The 18,977-nt window shown below is 45.9% G+C and carries 24 protein-coding genes and 1 pseudogene; 11 read left to right on the forward strand and 14 right to left on the reverse strand.

Annotated elements, in window-relative coordinates; all coding sequences use genetic code 11:
- Positions 1 to 31 precede the first annotated feature (31 nt).
- Positions 32 to 253, reverse strand: coding sequence for a MarR family transcriptional regulator (locus B3S86_RS15405; RefSeq protein WP_396210758.1), 222 nt, complete (start codon positions 251 to 253; stop codon positions 32 to 34).
- Positions 254 to 343: 90 nt separating this feature from the next.
- On the opposite strand from B3S86_RS15405, the gene B3S86_RS06875 reads away from it, so the two are divergent.
- Positions 344 to 700, forward strand: a complete 357-nt coding sequence (locus B3S86_RS06875; protein ID WP_290750790.1) for a hypothetical protein — start codon at positions 344 to 346, stop codon at positions 698 to 700.
- A gap of 12 nt (positions 701 to 712) precedes the next feature.
- A complete protein-coding gene (locus tag B3S86_RS06880) occupies positions 713 to 1,480 on the forward strand; it encodes a nucleotidyltransferase domain-containing protein (RefSeq protein ID WP_290750793.1) in 768 nt (255 codons plus the stop codon).
- Here the strand turns inward: B3S86_RS06880 and B3S86_RS06885 are convergent.
- Positions 1,469 to 2,153 (reverse strand): annotated as a pseudogene (locus B3S86_RS06885) (SAM-dependent methyltransferase). The gene B3S86_RS06880 and the pseudogene B3S86_RS06885 sit on opposite strands and share 12 nt — an antisense overlap.
- Before the next feature lie 210 nt (positions 2,154 to 2,363).
- Here B3S86_RS06885 and B3S86_RS06890 point away from each other — a divergent pair.
- A complete protein-coding gene (locus B3S86_RS06890) occupies positions 2,364 to 2,999 on the forward strand; it encodes a homing endonuclease associated repeat-containing protein (protein ID WP_290750796.1) in 636 nt (211 codons plus the stop codon).
- 48 nt (positions 3,000 to 3,047) lie between these two features.
- On the opposite strand, the gene B3S86_RS06895 is transcribed toward B3S86_RS06890, so the two are convergent.
- The 3 genes from B3S86_RS06895 to B3S86_RS06905 are packed head-to-tail and all read right to left on the reverse strand — an operon-like array spanning position 3,048 to position 4,320.
- On the reverse strand, positions 3,048 to 3,458 hold the full coding sequence (locus B3S86_RS06895; RefSeq protein WP_056061751.1) for a DUF4362 domain-containing protein: 411 nt from the start codon (positions 3,456 to 3,458) through the stop codon (positions 3,048 to 3,050).
- 18 nt (positions 3,459 to 3,476) lie between these two features.
- A complete protein-coding gene (locus tag B3S86_RS06900; RefSeq protein WP_056061754.1) occupies positions 3,477 to 3,983 on the reverse strand; it encodes an SRPBCC family protein in 507 nt (168 codons plus the stop codon).
- Positions 3,955 to 4,320 carry an ArsR/SmtB family transcription factor gene (locus B3S86_RS06905; RefSeq protein ID WP_290750802.1) on the reverse strand — a complete coding sequence of 122 codons (366 nt, stop codon included), beginning with the start codon at positions 4,318 to 4,320 and terminating at the stop codon, positions 3,955 to 3,957. The genes B3S86_RS06900 and B3S86_RS06905 overlap by 29 nt, the downstream gene beginning before the upstream one ends.
- A gap of 136 nt (positions 4,321 to 4,456) precedes the next feature.
- On the opposite strand from B3S86_RS06905, the gene B3S86_RS06910 reads away from it, so the two are divergent.
- Positions 4,457 to 5,311, forward strand: coding sequence for a LysR family transcriptional regulator (locus B3S86_RS06910; protein ID WP_290750806.1), 855 nt, complete (start codon positions 4,457 to 4,459; stop codon positions 5,309 to 5,311).
- On the opposite strand, the gene B3S86_RS06915 is transcribed toward B3S86_RS06910, so the two are convergent.
- The gene (locus B3S86_RS06915; RefSeq protein WP_290750809.1) at positions 5,299 to 5,925 is read right to left on the reverse strand and encodes a hypothetical protein; all 627 of its coding nucleotides are present in this window, start codon (positions 5,923 to 5,925) and stop codon (positions 5,299 to 5,301) included. The genes B3S86_RS06910 and B3S86_RS06915 overlap by 13 nt on opposite strands.
- A gap of 118 nt (positions 5,926 to 6,043) precedes the next feature.
- Between B3S86_RS06915 and B3S86_RS06920 the strand changes: the two genes are divergently transcribed.
- A complete protein-coding gene (locus tag B3S86_RS06920; RefSeq protein ID WP_290750812.1) occupies positions 6,044 to 6,811 on the forward strand; it encodes an SDR family NAD(P)-dependent oxidoreductase in 768 nt (255 codons plus the stop codon).
- Positions 6,812 to 6,873: 62 nt separating this feature from the next.
- Positions 6,874 to 7,671 (forward strand): SDR family NAD(P)-dependent oxidoreductase, encoded by a 798-nt coding sequence (locus B3S86_RS06925; RefSeq protein ID WP_290750816.1) that lies wholly within the window; start codon positions 6,874 to 6,876, stop codon positions 7,669 to 7,671.
- Positions 7,672 to 7,707: 36 nt separating this feature from the next.
- Here the strand turns inward: B3S86_RS06925 and B3S86_RS06930 are convergent, their stop codons facing one another.
- Positions 7,708 to 8,955 (reverse strand): polysaccharide deacetylase family protein, encoded by a 1,248-nt coding sequence (locus B3S86_RS06930; protein WP_290750821.1) that lies wholly within the window; start codon positions 8,953 to 8,955, stop codon positions 7,708 to 7,710.
- Between the two features lie 194 nt (positions 8,956 to 9,149).
- On the opposite strand from B3S86_RS06930, the gene B3S86_RS06935 reads away from it, so the two are divergent.
- Positions 9,150 to 10,565: an NAD-dependent succinate-semialdehyde dehydrogenase gene (locus B3S86_RS06935; protein ID WP_290750824.1), complete on the forward strand. Its 1,416-nt coding sequence runs from the start codon at positions 9,150 to 9,152 to the stop codon at positions 10,563 to 10,565.
- A 157-nt stretch (positions 10,566 to 10,722) separates the two neighbouring features.
- A complete protein-coding gene (locus B3S86_RS06940) occupies positions 10,723 to 11,178 on the forward strand; it encodes an NUDIX hydrolase (protein WP_290750827.1) in 456 nt (151 codons plus the stop codon).
- An 11-nt stretch (positions 11,179 to 11,189) separates the two neighbouring features.
- Here the strand turns inward: B3S86_RS06940 and B3S86_RS06945 are convergent, their stop codons facing one another.
- Entirely contained in the window at positions 11,190 to 11,609 is a 420-nt protein-coding gene (locus tag B3S86_RS06945) for a carboxymuconolactone decarboxylase family protein (RefSeq protein ID WP_290750831.1), read from the reverse strand.
- A 119-nt stretch (positions 11,610 to 11,728) separates the two neighbouring features.
- On the opposite strand from B3S86_RS06945, the gene B3S86_RS06950 reads away from it, so the two are divergent.
- Complete coding sequence (locus B3S86_RS06950; protein ID WP_035407606.1) at positions 11,729 to 12,160, forward strand: Lrp/AsnC family transcriptional regulator; 432 nt, start codon at positions 11,729 to 11,731, stop codon at positions 12,158 to 12,160.
- A gap of 52 nt (positions 12,161 to 12,212) precedes the next feature.
- On the opposite strand, the gene B3S86_RS06955 is transcribed toward B3S86_RS06950, so the two are convergent.
- Together B3S86_RS06955 and B3S86_RS06960 are read right to left on the reverse strand one after the other, a co-directional pair.
- The gene (locus B3S86_RS06955; RefSeq protein WP_035407603.1) at positions 12,213 to 14,228 is read right to left on the reverse strand and encodes a Na+/H+ antiporter; all 2,016 of its coding nucleotides are present in this window, start codon (positions 14,226 to 14,228) and stop codon (positions 12,213 to 12,215) included.
- 56 nt (positions 14,229 to 14,284) lie between these two features.
- Positions 14,285 to 15,193 (reverse strand): helix-turn-helix transcriptional regulator, encoded by a 909-nt coding sequence (locus B3S86_RS06960; RefSeq protein WP_290750835.1) that lies wholly within the window; start codon positions 15,191 to 15,193, stop codon positions 14,285 to 14,287.
- 82 nt (positions 15,194 to 15,275) lie between these two features.
- Between B3S86_RS06960 and B3S86_RS06965 the strand changes: the two genes are divergently transcribed.
- Entirely contained in the window at positions 15,276 to 15,800 is a 525-nt protein-coding gene (locus B3S86_RS06965; RefSeq protein ID WP_290750838.1) for a dihydrofolate reductase family protein, read from the forward strand.
- A gap of 53 nt (positions 15,801 to 15,853) precedes the next feature.
- Here B3S86_RS06965 and B3S86_RS06970 read toward each other — a convergent pair whose 3' ends face one another.
- From B3S86_RS06970 to B3S86_RS06980, 3 genes are read right to left on the reverse strand one after another with little or no spacing between them, the layout of a single operon-like run.
- Entirely contained in the window at positions 15,854 to 17,074 is a 1,221-nt protein-coding gene (locus B3S86_RS06970; RefSeq protein WP_290750847.1) for a cation:proton antiporter, read from the reverse strand.
- 3 nt (positions 17,075 to 17,077) lie between these two features.
- A complete protein-coding gene (locus B3S86_RS06975) occupies positions 17,078 to 17,578 on the reverse strand; it encodes a cation:proton antiporter regulatory subunit (RefSeq protein WP_023468484.1) in 501 nt (166 codons plus the stop codon).
- 25 nt (positions 17,579 to 17,603) lie between these two features.
- Positions 17,604 to 17,822: an AbrB/MazE/SpoVT family DNA-binding domain-containing protein gene (locus tag B3S86_RS06980; RefSeq protein ID WP_023468485.1), complete on the reverse strand. Its 219-nt coding sequence runs from the start codon at positions 17,820 to 17,822 to the stop codon at positions 17,604 to 17,606.
- Positions 17,823 to 18,071: 249 nt separating this feature from the next.
- Here B3S86_RS06980 and B3S86_RS06985 point away from each other — a divergent pair, with 249 nt between their 5' ends.
- Positions 18,072 to 18,368: a hypothetical protein gene (locus B3S86_RS06985; protein WP_290750852.1), complete on the forward strand. Its 297-nt coding sequence runs from the start codon at positions 18,072 to 18,074 to the stop codon at positions 18,366 to 18,368.
- On the opposite strand, the gene B3S86_RS06990 is transcribed toward B3S86_RS06985, so the two are convergent.
- Positions 18,351 to 18,974 carry a zinc dependent phospholipase C family protein gene (locus B3S86_RS06990; RefSeq protein ID WP_290750855.1) on the reverse strand — a complete coding sequence of 208 codons (624 nt, stop codon included), beginning with the start codon at positions 18,972 to 18,974 and terminating at the stop codon, positions 18,351 to 18,353. The genes B3S86_RS06985 and B3S86_RS06990 overlap by 18 nt on opposite strands.
- Positions 18,975 to 18,977: the final 3 nt, after the last annotated feature.

Genomic DNA, 18,977 nt, shown 5'->3' on the forward strand with positions numbered 1-18,977 from the left:
ATGGTATCTCCATCGTTTGTTAAATCGATCGTTACTTGACGTTGATCTTCCGGATTCCGTTTTTTTCGATATAACCTAATTTCTCCAACTTTTTGACGTGCTCGGACGTCGTATTATGTGAGAGGCGAAATGCCTCGGCAATCTCCTTGATCGTCGGATTCGTCGCAAATTGAATTTGTTGGAGAATACGTACACTCTGGTGAGATAGGTTTTCTTTGAACCGTGACTGTAGTCGGTTGTAAATTTTTTTCAAAATCAGATGAAATCATGATGCTCCCCCTTATATCGCATAACCCGAATATATCGAAATTACGATATATAACTAGAAAAAGAGGTGTGTTTCATGAAAAAAGTTTTAGCTACTACAATGTTAATTGTTCTTTGTCTCAGTGGATGCCAGGAAGAGACGACGATTACAACGACAGACCTCATCGCGGCTGAAGCCATCGAACAAAATCAAGATGTGATCCGCTTAAATGACCGTGTTTATCGACTCGATCAATTAGTAACTGTCTCGGATCTCTCCTTAACACCTGGTCCACGTATCAAAAAAATGCGATCCGAAACGACACTCAAGGACGGCATGGCGAATCGACTTAAGAGCGGTACGGTCATCTATCAAGAAAAAGATGATACGATGTTTTTATATGTGCAGCGAAACAAGACCTGGTATCGCTATCAATCAATTCCTGAAGGATGAGGAGGAAGACAGATGCAGTATCCAACGACATTTGGCACGAAAAATGGCTACATCCACAATCCAACTTCCGCTGAAGCAATTCCTGTCCGTTATCGTACCGTGATTCGCGACGTCGTCGCCTATGTACAAACCTTATCCGCGTTTCATGGCGTGTACTTGTATGGCAGCGTTGCAAAAGGAACGGCTCGTCCCTTTGAATCCGACCTCGATTTTACACTGATTTTGACAGAACCGTTGACGGAAGAAGAACACATGCAGTTAGATGAACGGACAGAACATTGGCTGACGAACTATCCATTTGTCACCAAAATCGATTATGACATCGGTCTGCTTGGCGACGTCATACGGGATGACGAAGCACTTCGCTGGGGCGTCTGGTTGAAGTCCGTCAACTTATTTTTGGCAGGCGAAAATCTCCAAAGTCGATTTCCGTCCCTTCGTCCGACACGCGCTCTTGGTTTCGCGTTAAACGGTGGGTTATGCGAACAGTTGAAAACTGATTTATTTCTCCTAGAAACAGGTCAGGTCGCTCTGCTTGATTCGGATTCAATCGTGAAACGGATTGTTCGGAGCGCCTATCACCTCCTCTTAGAGAAAGATCAAAGCTTCGTGCATGACCTAGAGACACTTCGACCGATCCTGTTTCATTATTTTCCTGACGAACCGCGCTTTTTGTCACTGTTCGCCGCTTACGATACGCAACAAATCGTCTCTCTGGAAGTTGTCCGTTATTTTATTGATTGGTTCTCAACTCGGATGTCGGACGAGTCAATTCTTTAATCGAAACAAACCGGTCCACAGTCCAGCATGATCAAATAATGCCTCTGGATTGTCGACGGGTTTCATTTCCGTTAGTTCGATGATGTCGAATGCATCGAATATGGAGAGTAATCGCTCTTTCGTATAGCCAAGTCCACCTTGGAGACTATTTTCCTGATAGACTTCCCAGTCCGTCAACGTCGCCCCGCCAAGCGGTCCGCCCGCAATAAAACAGGTCAGCCCAAAATATCCTCCTGGTCGTAGCATCTCTTTCAGTCGCGTCACGTAGATCAAACGGCGATGTGGCTCCATATGGTGAAAACAGCCTGAATCGTAAATGAAATCATATGTATTCTGTTCTGTCGTCTCTAGAAAATCTTGCTTTCGAAACGCAACATGCGCTCTAGTCTGTTGTGCTTGTTCCGTTGCCCATTCTAACGCGGTTGCTGAAAGATCCAGTCCTGTCACCGAGAAATCGTGTGTTGCGAGATAGATCGCATTTCGCCCCGGTCCTGTTCCGAGATCTAGAACGTCATCTGGCGAGATCCAACCCTGTTCGACGTAGCGAACTAAGTTCTCATCAGGAATATTCTTAAAAAAACGGGACCGGTTTCTTCCGATCTTCATAAAACTTGTCCCAAAACGGTCCTGGTTCATGCAGTCGCGCATCGAGCATCTTTAAAATATCCTCCATCGTATCAATCGTCTAAATTTCTGTCCTTGATCAGTCACCCCTCTTTTCTTCTATAATAAAACATTCGTATATCACCTCTGATTCCCCTGTATTTCTTGGATGAGAATGCGCTATTTTTCTTACCTTACGATATTGTTAGTATGTTCTAGAAATCGCTCATGCTACACTAGCCTTTAATTGAAACAACCATTCAAAAGGGAGATATCTTGCATGCGTCAACATCCGACTTCCACTTCTACCTTAGCAACGGATGAGAAGATCATCCGCTTGATTCAAGGTCTTCATCAAATGCACCATTCACCTATGAAAGCTACCCATTATCAAAAGTTAGCGGCTCAACTTCCTTACCCATCACTTGAAGAAATCAATGCACGATTCGGCTCGTGGGCACACCTTTTAGAGAAAGCTGGCATCGTCAAGGCTTCTCACTTATCGACCAAAGACCGGATGACGTTGAATCGCCCGGCTGCGGTCAAACGAACGAAACGGTGGTCAATCGAAGAAAGCGTCGCCTTTTATGTCGCACAAAAAGGAACGAACATGACGATTCGCTCCTACACGGAATTACGGGATTTACATCCAGAGATGTTAAGTGCGAATACGATCATTCGTCGGTTCGGTACGTGGAAAAAAGCCTTAGCACACTTCGACCTCACCTCGAACGGTTTCTTCACTGACCAAGACTGCCTAGAAGCACTTAAACAAGCTGCAGAAACTCATGGACCGTTATTGACGAGTCAGCAGTATGCTAAGTGGGCACGTGCGCACCAAGCACCTTCACTGACTTTATTGATTGAACGTTTTTCAAGTTGGCGTGAAGCTTTGCGTCGTCTTGATAGCGAATGAAAAGGATCGTGCCCGCTGATCATTTCGACGGGACACGATCCTTTTTGATTATTGTTTTGGTAATCGTAGCAATTCATGATCCGTTCCTTCAGCGCATTTACTTAACGTATAGATTGCCTCTTGCTTCACGATCGTTTTATCGAGTTGCTGACAGACTTCATTCTTTCGATCGTCGTCTGTTGAACCGAACTGATCACGTGATGCATCAGACGAATACTGATACGTCTTGCCGTCATACTCGACGTCATACACAATCGGATCTCCCTCGGTCGTGTAGGCTGTGATGCGAATCTGATCTGATTTTCCTTGCTTCGACTTATTCAAAAAAGACTCGAATCGGTCGCTGTTCTCAACACCTTTCTGGACGATGATGTCGCCGTTCTCCTTTGCCTCTTCCATCGTGTATTTTCCGCAACCTACTAAGAATAGGATACATAAAGCCAAACCGATCTTCCGCACCAAAACATCGACTCCTTCTTACTGTTTCGTCAATAGGTGATCTAGGCGATACAGTTGCGACGTGAAACCTTCCTTCATTCCCATCCCCAGCACTTCTTGCACAGCTGCTTCCGTTTCGTAGGTCGATTCAAAGACAATCAAGGTCGTTTCTCCATGGTCAATGAATGTCGTGACATTTTCACTACCTGGTAAATTTTCAGAGATAGCTCCTGACGCGTCGGAGAAGTAATCGGCATGACTATAGGTGTTCGGGGCATCGATATGTCTAAAAATTGCTTTCCCCCACGACTCCATGCCATAAAAATCACCTTGTGTTGGATCGACACACCGCATGCAATAATGCCAAACGCCGTCCGGTTGAAATTCGAACGTCTTGATTGTCGTCTCCCAGCCTTCTGGTCCCCACCAGGCTTCGAGTTGCTCTTTTTCCGTGAATGCGGCAAACACGATTTCTCGCGGTGCCTCACAAACCCATTCCATTCGTAGCACCTTACCATCAATCGATGTCTTCAGTTCCTTTTTCATTCGTCTCGTCTCCCTTCGCGGATGATTGCATCCGCTGCAAATGTTCATCTAGACGATACATGCGTGCTTCCATCTGAGCCATTGTGTTACTCCACGTGATAAGTTCTCGAAAAGCTTCTGGACGAAGGCTATACAAGCGACGATTCGCCTGCCGCTCGACAGTGATTAGTTCTGCTTCAAGCAACAGCTTTAAGTGCTTCGAGGTTTGCGGTTGGCGTAAGTGTAGTTGATCGGCTAACTCATTGACGGAGCGAGGACCATTTCGTAATGCTTCGATGAGTTGTAATCGTATTGGGTCGCCGAGTGCTGAAAATCGTGCGGACATCTGCTCGTTCATATCCGTTCACCTCTTTATTTTATATATTCCCAATTCGGAATATTCCAAACCAAGAATATAAAAAGTGCAAAATGATTGTCAGACGCGTTCAAATGGCGTACGTTCTAGACAACCTGTATGAAAAGAGCGTGAACCAATGAAGACCGAATGGATGGAAGCATTTCTCGTCACTGCAGAAACCGGAAGCCTGACGAAAGCAAGTGAAGTACTGCATATGACGCAACCGGCATTAAGTAAACAAATCAAGAGTCTTGAGAGTGCGCTCGAAGTCTCGCTGTTGCACCGATCAGCACATGGTGTCACGTTGACGCCTGCAGGCGAAATCGTCTTTGAAGAGAGTCGTGAACTGCTTGACCGGATCGATCAGATGAAACGACGAATCGGTACGATCGACGAACGGACGACCCTGACGCTCGGATCATGGCCAAGCGTCGCGATGACGTATCTCCCCCGTCACGTCTCGCGTCAAGCGACGGCCCCGGATCTCAAGTTGAAGACGGCGCATACGACGATCGATTTGATGCAAGGTCTTGAAGAATGGCGATACGATGCTGTCTTACTCGACGATCGTCACCATGTCCATCCGTATCATACGACGCATTTGTACACGGAGAATTTTTTGCTTTACTTGCATCAAGACGATGAACGATTTATAGGCTGTACGTCTGTGGCGTTTGAGCAAATTCGTGACGCCTCTTTCTTATCGCTTCCGATCGATTGCGATTCGACGAACATCCTAAAGGACGCGTTCATCGAGCGAGGTGCCGTCTATCAAGCAGAAAACGAGATGGAATTCGGATCGAGCGTCCTCGGTTTCATCCGTGCAGGACTTGGTATCGCTCTATTGCCGGAGATTTTCCAAGATGGACTATCCCCTGAAATCAAGACGTTACCGGTCGACGGGCTTGATGTCGTCCGCGAATTGTCACTCGTCTCACGAGACGCCTCCCATCATGCGATCCTGCTTGATTTACTCGGTCAGTCGCGCTGAAGGTGCACTTGTAGTTCATGTCTTAGATCATCGACCTGATCTTGTGAAATCGCCGAGTCCGGTGTCTCACCGTACCGGACGAGATGATAGATCGATGGATCGAGCGTGACATCAATCCGCTGTAACCATTCGCCGACCGTCTCTTCGGAGCGGCGGCGTTTTTGTCGTGTCAGTTTTCGATCGAACGTTTGTAACAGACGGCGAATCTCTGACTCTGATTCTTCACCAACAAGTGTTTGTCGTATCGAACGATTCTGTGTAAACACTGGCGGCGGCTCCATTAAATCGTCGATTACATTCTCTCGTCTGCGTCGTTTTCGTAAACGCTTCAAGAAGTAGCGTACACTGAAGAGGACAATCAGTAGTATGACAAGACCGACGACACCGTAAAAGGTAACAACTCCTAATGCATCCTTATCCGCAAATCCCTCGCTTCGTACATCTATCTTTTGTTTGGTCGGTTTACCTTCTTCTCCTCCTCCATTAACTATAATTTGGGCTTGAGAAGTTGCCGGATCATAAAAGAAATAACGGTAGACTTCCGTTCCGACCAATTGAATAGCTAAAAGACTCACGAGTGCTATACATAATGTCATAACTAAACCACGCTTCATCTCATCCCTCCTTTTCAATATTTTACCATTATCATTTCGGAATGCATTGATTTTTCTTTCTTTTCAGTCTATTTTTCATTAGAGTAAGGAGTGACTCTCAATAAAAGGACGTGACATCATGTATCTTCCTAGTTTTTCGTTAACGAATCAAACATTTCTTATCACCGGAGCTGGGCGAGGCATTGGACGGGCACTTGCTATCGGGATGGCAGAAGCTGGTGCCGACATCATTCTCGTCGCCCGGACGGAACGTGACTTAAAGGAGACAGCGCAAGAAATCGAACGACTCGGTCGAACGGCTTACATATTCCCGTGCGACATCACTGACCGGAAACAAGTCGTCGAGACGGTAGCTCGAGCTTATGAACAAGTACCGCAGATTGATGGACTCGTCAACAATGCCGGAATGAACATTCGCTCGAAGGCACTCGATGTAACAGAAGACGAGTGGGAAACGATTCAACAGACGAATCTGAAATCCGCCTTCTTCTTTGCTCAAGAAATCGGGAAACGGATGCAAGAGACAGGTGGAAGTATTCTGAACATCGCCTCCGTCGCGGGGCACGTCGCTTTACGGACCGGTGTCGTGTATGCGACGACGAAGGCGGCGATGATTCAGATGACGAAAGTACTGGCGCTTGAATGGGGACCACGAAACATTCGTGTCAACGCGATCGGACCATGGTATTTTAAAACACCGCTGACGGAACCCTTACTAAAAGATCCTACATATCTGCAGGAGATCGTTGACGTGACACCACTCGGTCGGGTGGGTGAATTAGAAGAGCTCGTTGGTCCAGTTGTCTTCTTATCATCTGCCGCTGCCCGTTACGTGACGGGACAAACACTTTATGTTGATGGCGGGATGACGATTAAAGGATTTTAAAACAGAAGAAGACGGATGCGCATCTGCCCATCCGTCTTCTCATATCTGAAAGGAGTTTCATCATGCCAAAACGTATTGCACTCGTAGCTGGCGCCTCCCGTGGCGCCGGACGTGGCATCGCTTATGCTTTAGGTGACGCCGGAATGATTGTTTACGTCACGGGACGAAGTACGAATGAACAGACGACGGACAATCGTAGCGAGACGATCGAAGAGACGGCTGCTGGTGTCACGGCACGCGACGGACTTGGCATCCCGGTCGTTTGTGACCATACAAGTCTTGATGATATCGATCGTCTCGTTCAGCAGATCCAACATCAACATGGTCGAATCGATCTCCTCGTCAACTGCGTGTTCGGTGGTTCGGAAAGCCACTTGCCGTCTGGAACCGGACGACGGTTTTGGGAGCGACCACCAGAACATTGGGACGCGATGATGTCTGCCGGACCACAAGCGTATTTGTGGACGATTCGGGCTGCGATGCCATTACTGCAACAGAGTCCAGCCGCGCTCGTCATCAATCTGACGTCATTCGCTCCAGAGCAGGTGTCTGGAAACCTCTATTATGATTTGGCGATGCAAACGATTAATCGGATGACGCACGTCATGGCGCAGGAGTTAGCTCAGACGACCATCTCCGTTATCGCGCTCTGCCCCGGTTTCATGCGAACGGAACGGGTCGTCGATGCTGGATTCGCGAGTGCCGCGACTGAATCGACGACCTATATCGGACGAGCCGTTGCAGCGCTGATGGCGGATGACGCCGTTAGCCGTTATTCTGGACAAGCCATCTTCGTTGCCGATCTCGCGAAGACGTATCAATTTACAGATCAGGACGGGACGCAGCCACTACCGTTTTAATTGCTTTACTCGATGGATTAACTAGTTTTCAATCACTCACTTCCGTTCCGGTCGCGCTGGATCAAAGACCTTTTTCGCATCAAAGAATGGATCGAGGACACTCGTCTTTCCAGCAACGGCTTGACGTAGACGAATCCCGTCAACGTTGATTCGGGCTTGACGGAAATAGTCGGGACCAACTTGTTTCCACGCATGTTGACTCGCATCCACATTAAAGAAATAGCGGAAACCGCTATCGATGAGCAAACGATATTTCTCACCCGAATAATCGTGCCAATCCCCGACATCACTGCCGTACGGATAAATCAATTGCGTCGTTTTTCCGATCAGCGGTGCAACGTCTTGTTTGTAGCGTTTAAGATCCGCGCGAATCGTCGTGACTGATTCTTTCCCGACCCAAATATGTCCGTACGTATGACTCGCGAACTGCCAGCCGTCCTGTTTTAATGCGACAGCGGTCTGCTTCGCTTGTTTTCGTGCCGTTTCGACCTGTTTATTGTGTCCGTACTGGTTGTAGGAGGAACGATACCCGAGCACCCCATTATAACCTGTAATACCGAGCAACCCTTTTGCTCCTTTATAGGAAAAGTCAGGATGAGACTGGACGAACGCATCAACGAGCGGTACGAGATCATAAGCACCATCCGGCTTTCCGACCATCTCGTTGACGATTTTACCATCCTTCACTTTCAAATTCTTCGCAAATCCATCCCCTTCCATGTATTCGTAATAATTGACGTCGTCCTGCGACAACACGAGCGGTTGTTTTCCTTTTGGTAAACGGACGGGTGTCTCGACGATCTTGCCGTTCATCTCTTTTGCTAAATCCGTCGGTCGAACGAGTACGTAATCGTTTTTGTATAACGCATCTAAGATTCGTTCGAACTCCTGTTGCGTCACCATGTAATCATCGTATCCTGCTTCCTTCCGGTCGCCGTCAAATGCTCGTTTTGGATCAGCAATCAATGAATGAAAGAAGAGATGCGGCACAGGTTTTGTCAAAGGCAGAAGCGCCTGCTTTTTCTTTTCGTATTCTTCCGTTTTCTGCTTCGTCTCTTTTGTCCGCACGGGTTTTAATACCTTGATCGCCCGGTCATAATCGTACTGGGCAGCGTAACGCTCCGCTCGCTGGATCGTCTTTTCTATGTATGCTTGCTGAGTAGCTTGCCTTTTTTGTTCAGTTTCTCGTGGTTTTTCAGACTTTTTCTCGGCGACTTCGCTTCCCCCACATCCACTTAGTAGTAAACTTAGCACCACACCGCTAATGATCCAGTTCCATTTCATGACTTTCGACCCCTTTATCAATTTTGACATTTTCATTCCCCATTTATTGTAACTGTTCCCGATTATTCAGTCGATTAACTATTTCGTTGAGTCATTCCGTTTCGTTATGACGGTCCATCCAAAGCGGAACTTCCGCTCATTCGTTTTGAGGTGTTTAATGGAGGACGTAATGAAATTCACGGAGGTGCAACAAGATGATTGAAAAGAACTTAATTAATGGGGAATGGTACGATAAGTCAGAAACGATTCCGGTCTATGACCCAGCAACGAAAGCATTGCTCGGACATGTTCCGGCCAGTTCAGCGGAAGACGCACAACGTTCCGTTGACGCAGCGAGCGAAGCATTCGTCAAGTGGTCAAACGAAACCGCAGACACACGTGCGAATTTAGTCGATGCCTGGTATCGCTTGATCAATGAACACCGCGAGGAACTCGCCCGAATCATGACGACGGAACAAGGGAAACCGTATGTCGAAGCGCTCGGTGAAGTCGATTACGGCAATCAATATGTTCGTTGGTACGCTGAAGAAGCACGTCGGATTTACGGTGAAACGATTCCGGCTTCCGTTCCAGGAAAGCGACTGTTCGTCGAAAAAGAACCGGTTGGTGTCGTTGCAGCAATCACACCGTGGAACTTCCCGGCAGCGATGATCACACGTAAACTCGCACCGGCTCTTGCAGCAGGTTGTACGATCGTCCTTAAACCATCGGAAGAGACACCGTTTACGGCACTTCGCCTCGTTGAACTAGCAGAAGAAGCAGGTATCCCTAAAGGTGTCATCAATGTCCTAACAGGTGACGCGGCAACAATCAGTGGTGTCTGGCAAGCCGATTCCCGTGTTCGCAAAATCACGTTCACAGGTTCAACAGCCGTTGGGAAATTGATCATGCGCCAAGCAGCCGATACGATGAAAAAACTATCACTTGAACTCGGTGGTCACGCACCCTTCATCGTCACGGAAAATGCGGATCTCGATAAAGCTGTCGAAGGGGCAATGCGTTCAAAATTCCGCAACGGTGGTCAAGCGTGTGTCGCGACGAACCGTTTCTATGTGCAAGCATCGGTCCTTGATGCATTCACGGAAAAATTCACAGCAGCCGTCAAACAACTACAAGTCGGGAACGGCATGGACGCTGACTCGACAGTTGGTCCATTGATCAATGCGAAAGCCGTTGCAAAAGTCAAAGCACACATCGATGACGCTGTCGCAAAAGGAGCAACGATTTTGACTGGTGGTACGATTGACGAATCGGTCGGCTACTTCGTCACACCGACCGTGCTTGCGAATGTCACGGAAGATATGCTTTGCATGCAGGAAGAGACGTTTGGTCCGCTCGCACCGATCTCTGTCTTTGAGACACTTGATGAAGTCATCGAACGGGCGAACAACACACCATACGGACTTGCGGCTTACGCGTTCTCTGAACGCATCGATGAAGCATTGATGCTCGGAAAACGACTCGAATACGGGATCGTCGGTCTGAACGATGGTGCGCCATCAGCTGCACAAGCCCCATTTGGTGGCTATAAAGAGAGTGGTCTTGGCCGTGAAGGTGGCGTCTACGGCATCGAAGATTATCTCGAAGTCAAATACTTGTCGCTCGGTTAATCCATTAGACATTTCGTTTGAAACGAACCATCTTTATTCATAGGTAACCCCTCATTTCTAAATCGAAATGAGGGGTTTTTGTACGGCTGATGCTTACATACTATTTTGTAAGGTATGATTGAATTCAAATGATTATACGAAAAGGAGTGATTAAACAATGGATGTCATCACATTCGGGCAGAGACAACAGAACCAACACTACATCACGAGACCTGCTGTTTATGTGGTCATGCGCGACCCTCAAACAGGTAAAATCGCCGTCATTCAAAAAAAGGACGGCAAGTTGTTTCTTCCGGGTGGCGGTATTGAGGCCAATGAGACGCCAGAAGAATGTTTAAAAAGAGAGGTACTTGAAGAAACGGGAATGGACGTCAATATCGGTGATTTCATCGGACGAGCCAATCAATATTTCTATTCACAAAATGAAACGACATATTATTTGAACGAAGGGCAGTTCTATCGTTGTGATGCTGGAGAGGAAGTACAAAGTCCAATCGAGGATGATCATGTCTTACAATGGATCGATCCGGCTGATGCAATCGATCATCTATTTCATGAACATCAAAGATGGACTGTTCAGAATGCACTAAAGAAAAAATATAAAAGTGTGTAAAAAAAGTAAAATCAGGGACTATCAATTGGCTGTAAATTCATGATTGCTCCGTAGTATTGAGATGCTGTACAAAATGTAATGAATGCACATAATTCACTGATTTCTGGAATAGTAAATGTTTCATTCATGAGTAAAAATATTGAATCAGGAATATTTCCTTTCACCTTAAAAAAAAGATCTGCAAATCCAGTTGCTAAAATCATTTTTTCATCCATCATTTTTTTCTTTGGCTTTCCTTTTGCCTTGCAATATGCACATCCATTTGATTGCGCTAATGTTCTTCTAACTTGTTCTTTCACATCCGAACTTAAGGCTCCCTCTTCAATCAAATCTTTTTCTAGCCTTGTCCAACTGGATAAGATTTTAGGATTATGACCTAGTAATTTTTGAAATGGTGTTTCTCCTATTTGGGATAAAGGTATTTTTGTCATTTTATTCACTCCTTCTACAATAATTTTATATAATGATTAAAAATTATCACATTTCATTTGAAACAAATATCGAACTAATACTTTATATCCAACAACTTATTTTGAAGGAGGATTTACATTTGAAAATCGATATGATTGATCGACAAATATTAAATGAACTGGCTCAAGATAGTCGACTGTCGATGCGTTCATTAGCTAAACGAATTAATTTATCAGCTCCTTCCGTAACAGAGCGTGTCCGACAAATGGAATCTTTTGGACTCATTAAAGAATACAGTTTAAAAATCGATTACGAAAAGCTAGGTTCTCCTATTGAATGTTTAGTAGAAGCAACCATTAAAGAAGGACGGTACGATTCATTTAAAAATCATATTCAGCAACTTACTAACGTTGACTTTTGTTATCGAATATCTGGTGATTCTTGCTTCATGCTAAAATTACATTTCCAAACGTTTCAAGAGGCAGAATTTTTTATAGAACAAATCCATCCTTATGCGCATACAGTTACTCGTTTTATTTTTTCAGAAGTTGGCACTCAAGTCGTGATATAAAAAAAGACAAGAAGAGCATTAAAAGTTTGCTCTTCTTGTCTTTTTTTATATATTATTCAACGTATTCGTAAAGAACGACACTCTCGATATAGTGAATGAAGCGGCGTAACTCCTTCTCCTCTTCGTTCGAGAGATCCCCTTCTTTTGACATATTGGCGATTTCAAGACGCTGGACTTCGATGGCTTTCAAGCAGAGCTCTTCCTTCTGCTGATCGACGTCCTTGCCACCGATTGGTGATGACCAACGCGTATGTTTGAAACGAAGTCGTTTATAGAACTCAAGCACACTTTGAACGACGTCTGGTGGATAAGACGTGCGGCAATTCTCGAGACGTTCGATGACTGTGCCCATGACCTTTTCATACAGATCATGCTCGACTTGCGTCATTTGAATTAACGCATCCGACGACATGTTCGATCGTTTCCGTTTCCACCACAATTTACGAATCGGCTGGACGATCTGGAAACGCGAATCCTTACCGATTGCCTTGCGACGATTTTCAATCGAGCGGAAAACATCCTTTTTCAGCAGATCCGGCACCTTGTTCTCAGCGACGAAACGTTTTGATTCTTCCTTTTCCCACTGGACGGCTTCAAGACGAAGTGCCTTCAACTGATCATTGAATTGATCGAGCTCTTCTTGACTTTTTTCCTGCGCGCGCAACAACCGGAGCATCACATGATACTCATTGAGTAAATCAAACGCAACGACCGCATTGTCTTCGTCCGTCACTTGTTTGATCTCTGAGATCGCCCGGCGAATCATCCGTTGTTTTTGGGCATTCAGGTCGAGTGCGATCGGCGTTGCCGCCTCACCACGGTTCAATACCGGTAAGAGAATCGTCGCGAGAACGAGCGTATAGATGATGACACCCGCTGCAAGGAAGATAATCAATGAGCGTTCCGGGAAGGCTTCGCCGGACTCCGTCAAGAACGGTAATGACAAGACCCCGACCATCGTGATCGTTCCGCGAACCCCGACCAGTGTCGTAATTAAATCTTGTTTGAAGGACGGTCGACGATGATCGCGGTCCTCTTTTTTAAAGAACCGATGATCGAACCAATTGAAGAACATCGTCCAGACGAGACGGATCGCGAGAATGAATGAACCGATTTCGATGACATATAGCATGAGACGCCAGTTGTTGATCGCGTCATCCGCAAAAATCTCGCGTGTCGCTTCTGGCAACGTCAAACCGAGCAATAAGAAGATAATCCCGTTTAACGTATACGCAATCATCGTCCAGATGTTATCCGTCAACGTCTGCTCTTGCGCAAAGAACGTTTCTGTTCGTTCTTTGATCAAGGCATGCAAGATACCACCTGTGACGACGGCGATGACGCCTGATGCATGAAATCCTTCTTCAGCAACGAAGAAGATGATAAATGGTGTCAGGATTTGCAGTAAAGCGTAGAAGACGACATCTTCAATACCCGCTCGACGCAAGCGTACCTTGAGAAAGTTCATCGTGAGCGAAATCAACAATCCGATCAAGGCTCCAACGAAGAACATGTAAAAGAACTCTGTTGTCGCACTCTGAATCGAGAAATAACCCGTGACAACAGCGGCAACAGCATAACTGAACGCGACTAATCCCGATGCATCATTGATCAGCGATTCTCCGCGAACGAGTGTCAAGATTTGTTCTGGAATCTGGACACGTTTTGCAATTCCGTTGACGGCAATTGGATCCGTTGGCGATAAGATTGCGGCTAAGGCAAACGCAGCAGCAACTGGAATGACCGGAATCAACCAATTGATGAAGTATCCTCCGACGATCGTCGTCAATAAGACGAGGATGATTGCATTACCGAAGATCGCTGTGCGCATCCGCCACAAATCTTCGCGCGGAAAGTGAGAGCTATCGTTATAAAGTAACGGAGCAATAAATAACAGGAGGAACCATTCGGATTCGACCTCAATCGTCAAGCCACTCATCAGGAGAGCGGCGACGGTTCCGGCAATGATTTGGATCAAAGCCGTTGGGATGAAACGGATGTAATGTCCGACGACTTGCGTCAGTAAGATGAGCGCAAGCATCAATAAAATCAGTGATAGTGTTTCCATGGAAGACCCCTTCCTCTATTGTTTCTTTCTAGCTATATCGTAACATAGTTTTTTGATCAATTCTGTCCGAACGGCTTATCGGACTGTTGCACAGCGATCATTTTTTCTGCTTGACGAATCAATTGTTCGCGGAGATCCTGCGGTTCTATGACTCGAACTTCCGGACCGAGCCGCATCAATTGTCGTCCTAAAAAAGTGAGCTCGCGAATCGGAATTTGCCATGTTCGGTCACGACGAAGAGGTAAAATGCCTTCGAGCATTCGTTCACCTAAAGAAGTTAATTCTAGTTTCACCGTCGTCATCGGTACATGTGTCATGTTCTTTTCTAAATCAGAAAAGGTCAAATCAGTTGCTGGCAACTCATGAAGCGATACACCTAGAACTCGGTCGACACGGAACTGCCGAAATCCACGGTCAGTCCGTCCATAAAAATACCAACGATTGTGTTCGAACGATAAGCCGATCGGATCTACAACGATCATGCGTCGTCCTTTTGTCGTCTCATAGAGAATATTCCCCATACGTCCGCTCTCTAAAAGGTCGAGTAACGCAGGATTTTGCGGTGACGGTGGTGTATCGACCGCTTGAAAGCGAAAGCGGTCTTTCCATTTTACAATCTGTTGCTCCGTCATCTTCGGTAACTCGTTCGCATAGCGTTCAGCGACTTCCTGGCGGATCGTCCCGAACGGAAAATCTGGAATCTGACCGACCCATTCGAGTAGCATGAACAAGACAATCGTCTCTTCATTTGTCAAAACGAGTGGCGGCATATTCCGGTGCGGCAGCATCCGGTAGCCCCCGGCTATGCCCGGTTCACTGTAAATCGGATAACCATTTGCTTCAAGAACGGTCATGTCTCGTTGAATCGTCCGGATCGATACCTTACATTCTTCCGCTAGCATACGTGCAGAAAAGTGTTCCCCCCGGTTTAATAAACGGACCAAACGCCATTGTCTCGTATTCATAAAGTTCCTCCTCAAATGACGACATCTTTTGTCGTCATTATACGCTAAGATGAAGTCACACAAATCTTAAGGAGGAATTTTAATGTCTCAATCTACGACCGTACTGTATATCGCTTGTAGTCTTGATGGAAAAATTGCTAGACACGATGGTTCCCTCGACTGGTTATTTGCTGTTGCTGGAGACGGTGATAATGGCTATCAAACTTTTTATGAACAGATTGGTGCCGTCATCATGGGTCGAAAAACGTATGAGGAAGTCCTTCAACTCAGCGAGACGTATCCATACGCGGATATTCCAAGTTATATTTACAGCCGGACGCAACGAACGTCAGAGACGGTCACCTATACGGATGAACCGCTCGATCAATTACTTGAGCGGATCACACCGACAATTGATGGCAAGGTCTGGCTTGTTGGTGGCGGCGAATTGATTCAAGAAGCGCTACGGTTACAGTGCGTCAGTTCAATCGAACTCGCGATGGCCCCTGTCATTCTCGGAACGGGTATCCCGTTATTCCCAGAAGGAACCGTTGAAACGAAACTTCACTTGAAGGGCAGTCGTCAATCGGGACAATTCCTGATGGCGACATATGATGTCTTGACTTAAACAAAACAACAGCCAGTTCGAGAAATCCGAACTGGCTGTTCGTTTACATCGTATTACGCATTTTTCTTTGTCTTTTTCTCTTTCGGTTCCGTCCATTTGAAGATTTTATTCATGAAGTTGTAAATGCGTTTCGATTCCTTCGTCATCAACGGTCCAAGAATGGCGAGAATCAAGACATATAAGGCAGAGAATGGTGACAAGATATCCATCAATCCACCGGCGATTCCGAGATTCGCGACGATGATCGAGAACTCCCCGCGCGAGACAATCGTCAAGCCGATGTTCGAGGATGCTTTGTGTGACAAGCCTGCTTTACGCCCCGCAATCATTCCCGCGACATAGTTTCCGACAATCGTGATGACGACAGCACCAAGTGCGAGCCAGACAGCATCTAAGAGCATCGTCGGATCGATACTCAATCCGAAACTAAAGAAGAAGATGGCGCCGAAGAAGTCACGGAACGGGACGACAAGATGTTCGATCCGCTCTCCTTGATCGGTTTCCGAGAAAACGAGACCGAGTAACAAGGCACCAATTGCTTCTGCGACATGAATCGTTTCTGAAAAACCAGCAACGAAGAACAGGGAAGCAAAGACAACGATGATGAAGACTTCATCCGAAGCGATTTTTAGCATTTTGTTCAAGAGTGGTGTCGCTTTTCGAGCAATGATGAAGAACAACAACATATACCCAAGAGCAATCAAAATCGATGTGACAGAAGACATTAAGGTTGTTCCATCACCAAGCAAGAGTCCTGATAAAACAGACAAGTAAACTGCTAGGAAGATATCCTCGAACATAATGATCCCAAGGATCAATTCCGTCTCCGTGTTACCGGTCCGGCGGAGATCAACGAGGACTTTCGCCACGATCGCACTCGAGGAGATCGTGATGATCCCGGCGATGACGAGCACTTCATAGAGTGGGAATCCGGCGATGAATCCGTATAAGAGACCACCGGTAAAGTTAATCGATAAATAAATCGTTCCGCTCGTGACAATCGATTTTCCAGACCGGATCAACTTACCGATCGAGAACTCGAGTCCGAGATAGAACAAGAGGAATAGGACGCCAATTCGTCCGAGGAAACTGATGAACTCAGCACTTTCAATGAACTTGAAGTCTAGTATCCCGATTGTCGGAGCGTGCGGTCCAACAATCATCCCGAGAATAATCAGAAACGGGATAATCGAGAAATTGAGTCTGTTCGCGAGCACTGCCGCGATTGCCACTAAGATAAGCGCGGTACCGACTTCAAATATGAGATGATCCATATATTATCCGCCTCCTTCGATTGAGAATAATGCTTTCGTGATGTGACGGACGTTTTGACGTTCTCCTGACAGGACAATCGTATCTCCCGCTTCAAGGCGCGTTTCTGGTCCAGGATTGAGCGATTTCGAACGGTCATGTTTAAGCACTGCAATGATCGAGATGTCATATTGGTTACGGACATCGAGTTCCCCAATCGTTCGATTGTTGACCTTTGAATCCTGACCGACTTTAAACCACTCGATGACGAGATCATCAAACGCGAGTTCAATTTTTTCAAGATCCTTTGGCTTATAAGACAACCCTCCGAGAATCCCTGCCATCTGACGAGCTTCTGCATCATTGAACGTCACGCTCGAGATACTCTCATCAAAATCATCGTCATCATAATGATGCATTTCGCGTCGTCCGTCGTCATGGACGATGACGACCACCTTATCTCCTCGTGTCGTGATGCCTTCGAACTTCCGTCCGATTCCTGGTAAATCTACTTCGCGCATATCCATCTGTTATTTCCTCCTTATTTGTTTTTTACAAATGATGATTCGCTTTGTGGATGAGTGTCTTGAACGTCTCATCGCTCAATATATCTTGAAGGTCATGCAGCTGTTTCAAATCCGCTTTCGCCATGATGACAAACCCGTCCTCCTCAATGAATGCCACGCGATCTCCTTCCTCCACTTGCAAGGCTTGCCGAATTTTTTTGGGGATGGTGATCTGTCCTTTTGACGTTAACTTTGATAGCTCCATCACGAACTTCCTTCTTTCTGTGTTTTTCTTGTATTCCTTACTTCCTTACTTTTCTTATTTCCAATATAACATAGTTCTAAACTTATTCCGAGTGTTTTGCTTTGAATTAAAATTTAAAAATCGATTTTCTTTTTGTGTAAGCTTATGTATATAAGTACTCTTGAAACAACTTACAATTGAATAAAGAAAAAACGCATCCTATTTTTATGTGGATGCGTTCCTTATCAAATCGTTAATTGGAGGTATTTTATGTCGCAATTATTTTCAATTGCCTTTGTGGTCTATATTATATTCTTGAACGTTGCAGCGATCTATCTTATCTACAAACGACTTATTTCTTCCATTCTCGCTGGTTTAGCAATTTTTTTCTTCGTTCTTTCTGTCAGTTCGACCGTTATCGTATTCTTTCTATTTCTCACACCATTTACGGACTGGTTCACAGGTATAGGAAATTTATTAAGTATCATTTGGATTGGTCTGCTGAACGGATGTTGCTACATCTTATTCGGAACCGTTAAATGGATCATTTCAATGATTCGGAGATGATTCTTTGGCTGGATTGATCTTTAGCCTTTTTTCACCTAGGTGATAGATGGACCGTTCAATCGCTGTTTCGATGTATCCGTCCAATTGATGCGGCAACAAGATATCATATTCTTGTGGCAGAACGGTTCGTCGGTCCTCTTCTACCTCGCCAACAAATTGTGGAAGTGCTTCCCATCTCGACTGTTCACTCACTTCATGAAGCGCTCCGTTGATCGCTTGTTCATTCCAGTTCACGAACGGAGCGATGCGTGTATTGTACCGCCTAAAGTCATCATGATACCTTGAACCCATCGAGGCGTCGGCTATGATCGCTTGTCGTAACCACCCCATATAAAAACCGCGTAACCAAATATCGTCCGCTATCAGATGGACGTAGTAGCCACTTCGAAAAGATGGATCCCAAGACGTCGAGTCTCTCCAAAATGCTTCGTAGTCAATTGTTCGTGTCCCGCTCGCTAATTCACCCGTATAATAGTGGGCTTGCTCCTTCTCGTCATAGCGTGCATCAGGAGCGATCGTACCGAGAAGAAATCGAGCCGGGTCAAGTTTCGGTAATGACGTAATCAATCGTTGTCCGATGTAGGCATGCATTAGTCGTGAACCCATCGC

Source organism: Exiguobacterium sp. UBA3968, assembly GCF_002385115.1.
In the GTDB taxonomy this organism is placed as follows: domain Bacteria; phylum Bacillota; class Bacilli; order Exiguobacteriales; family Exiguobacteriaceae; genus Exiguobacterium_A.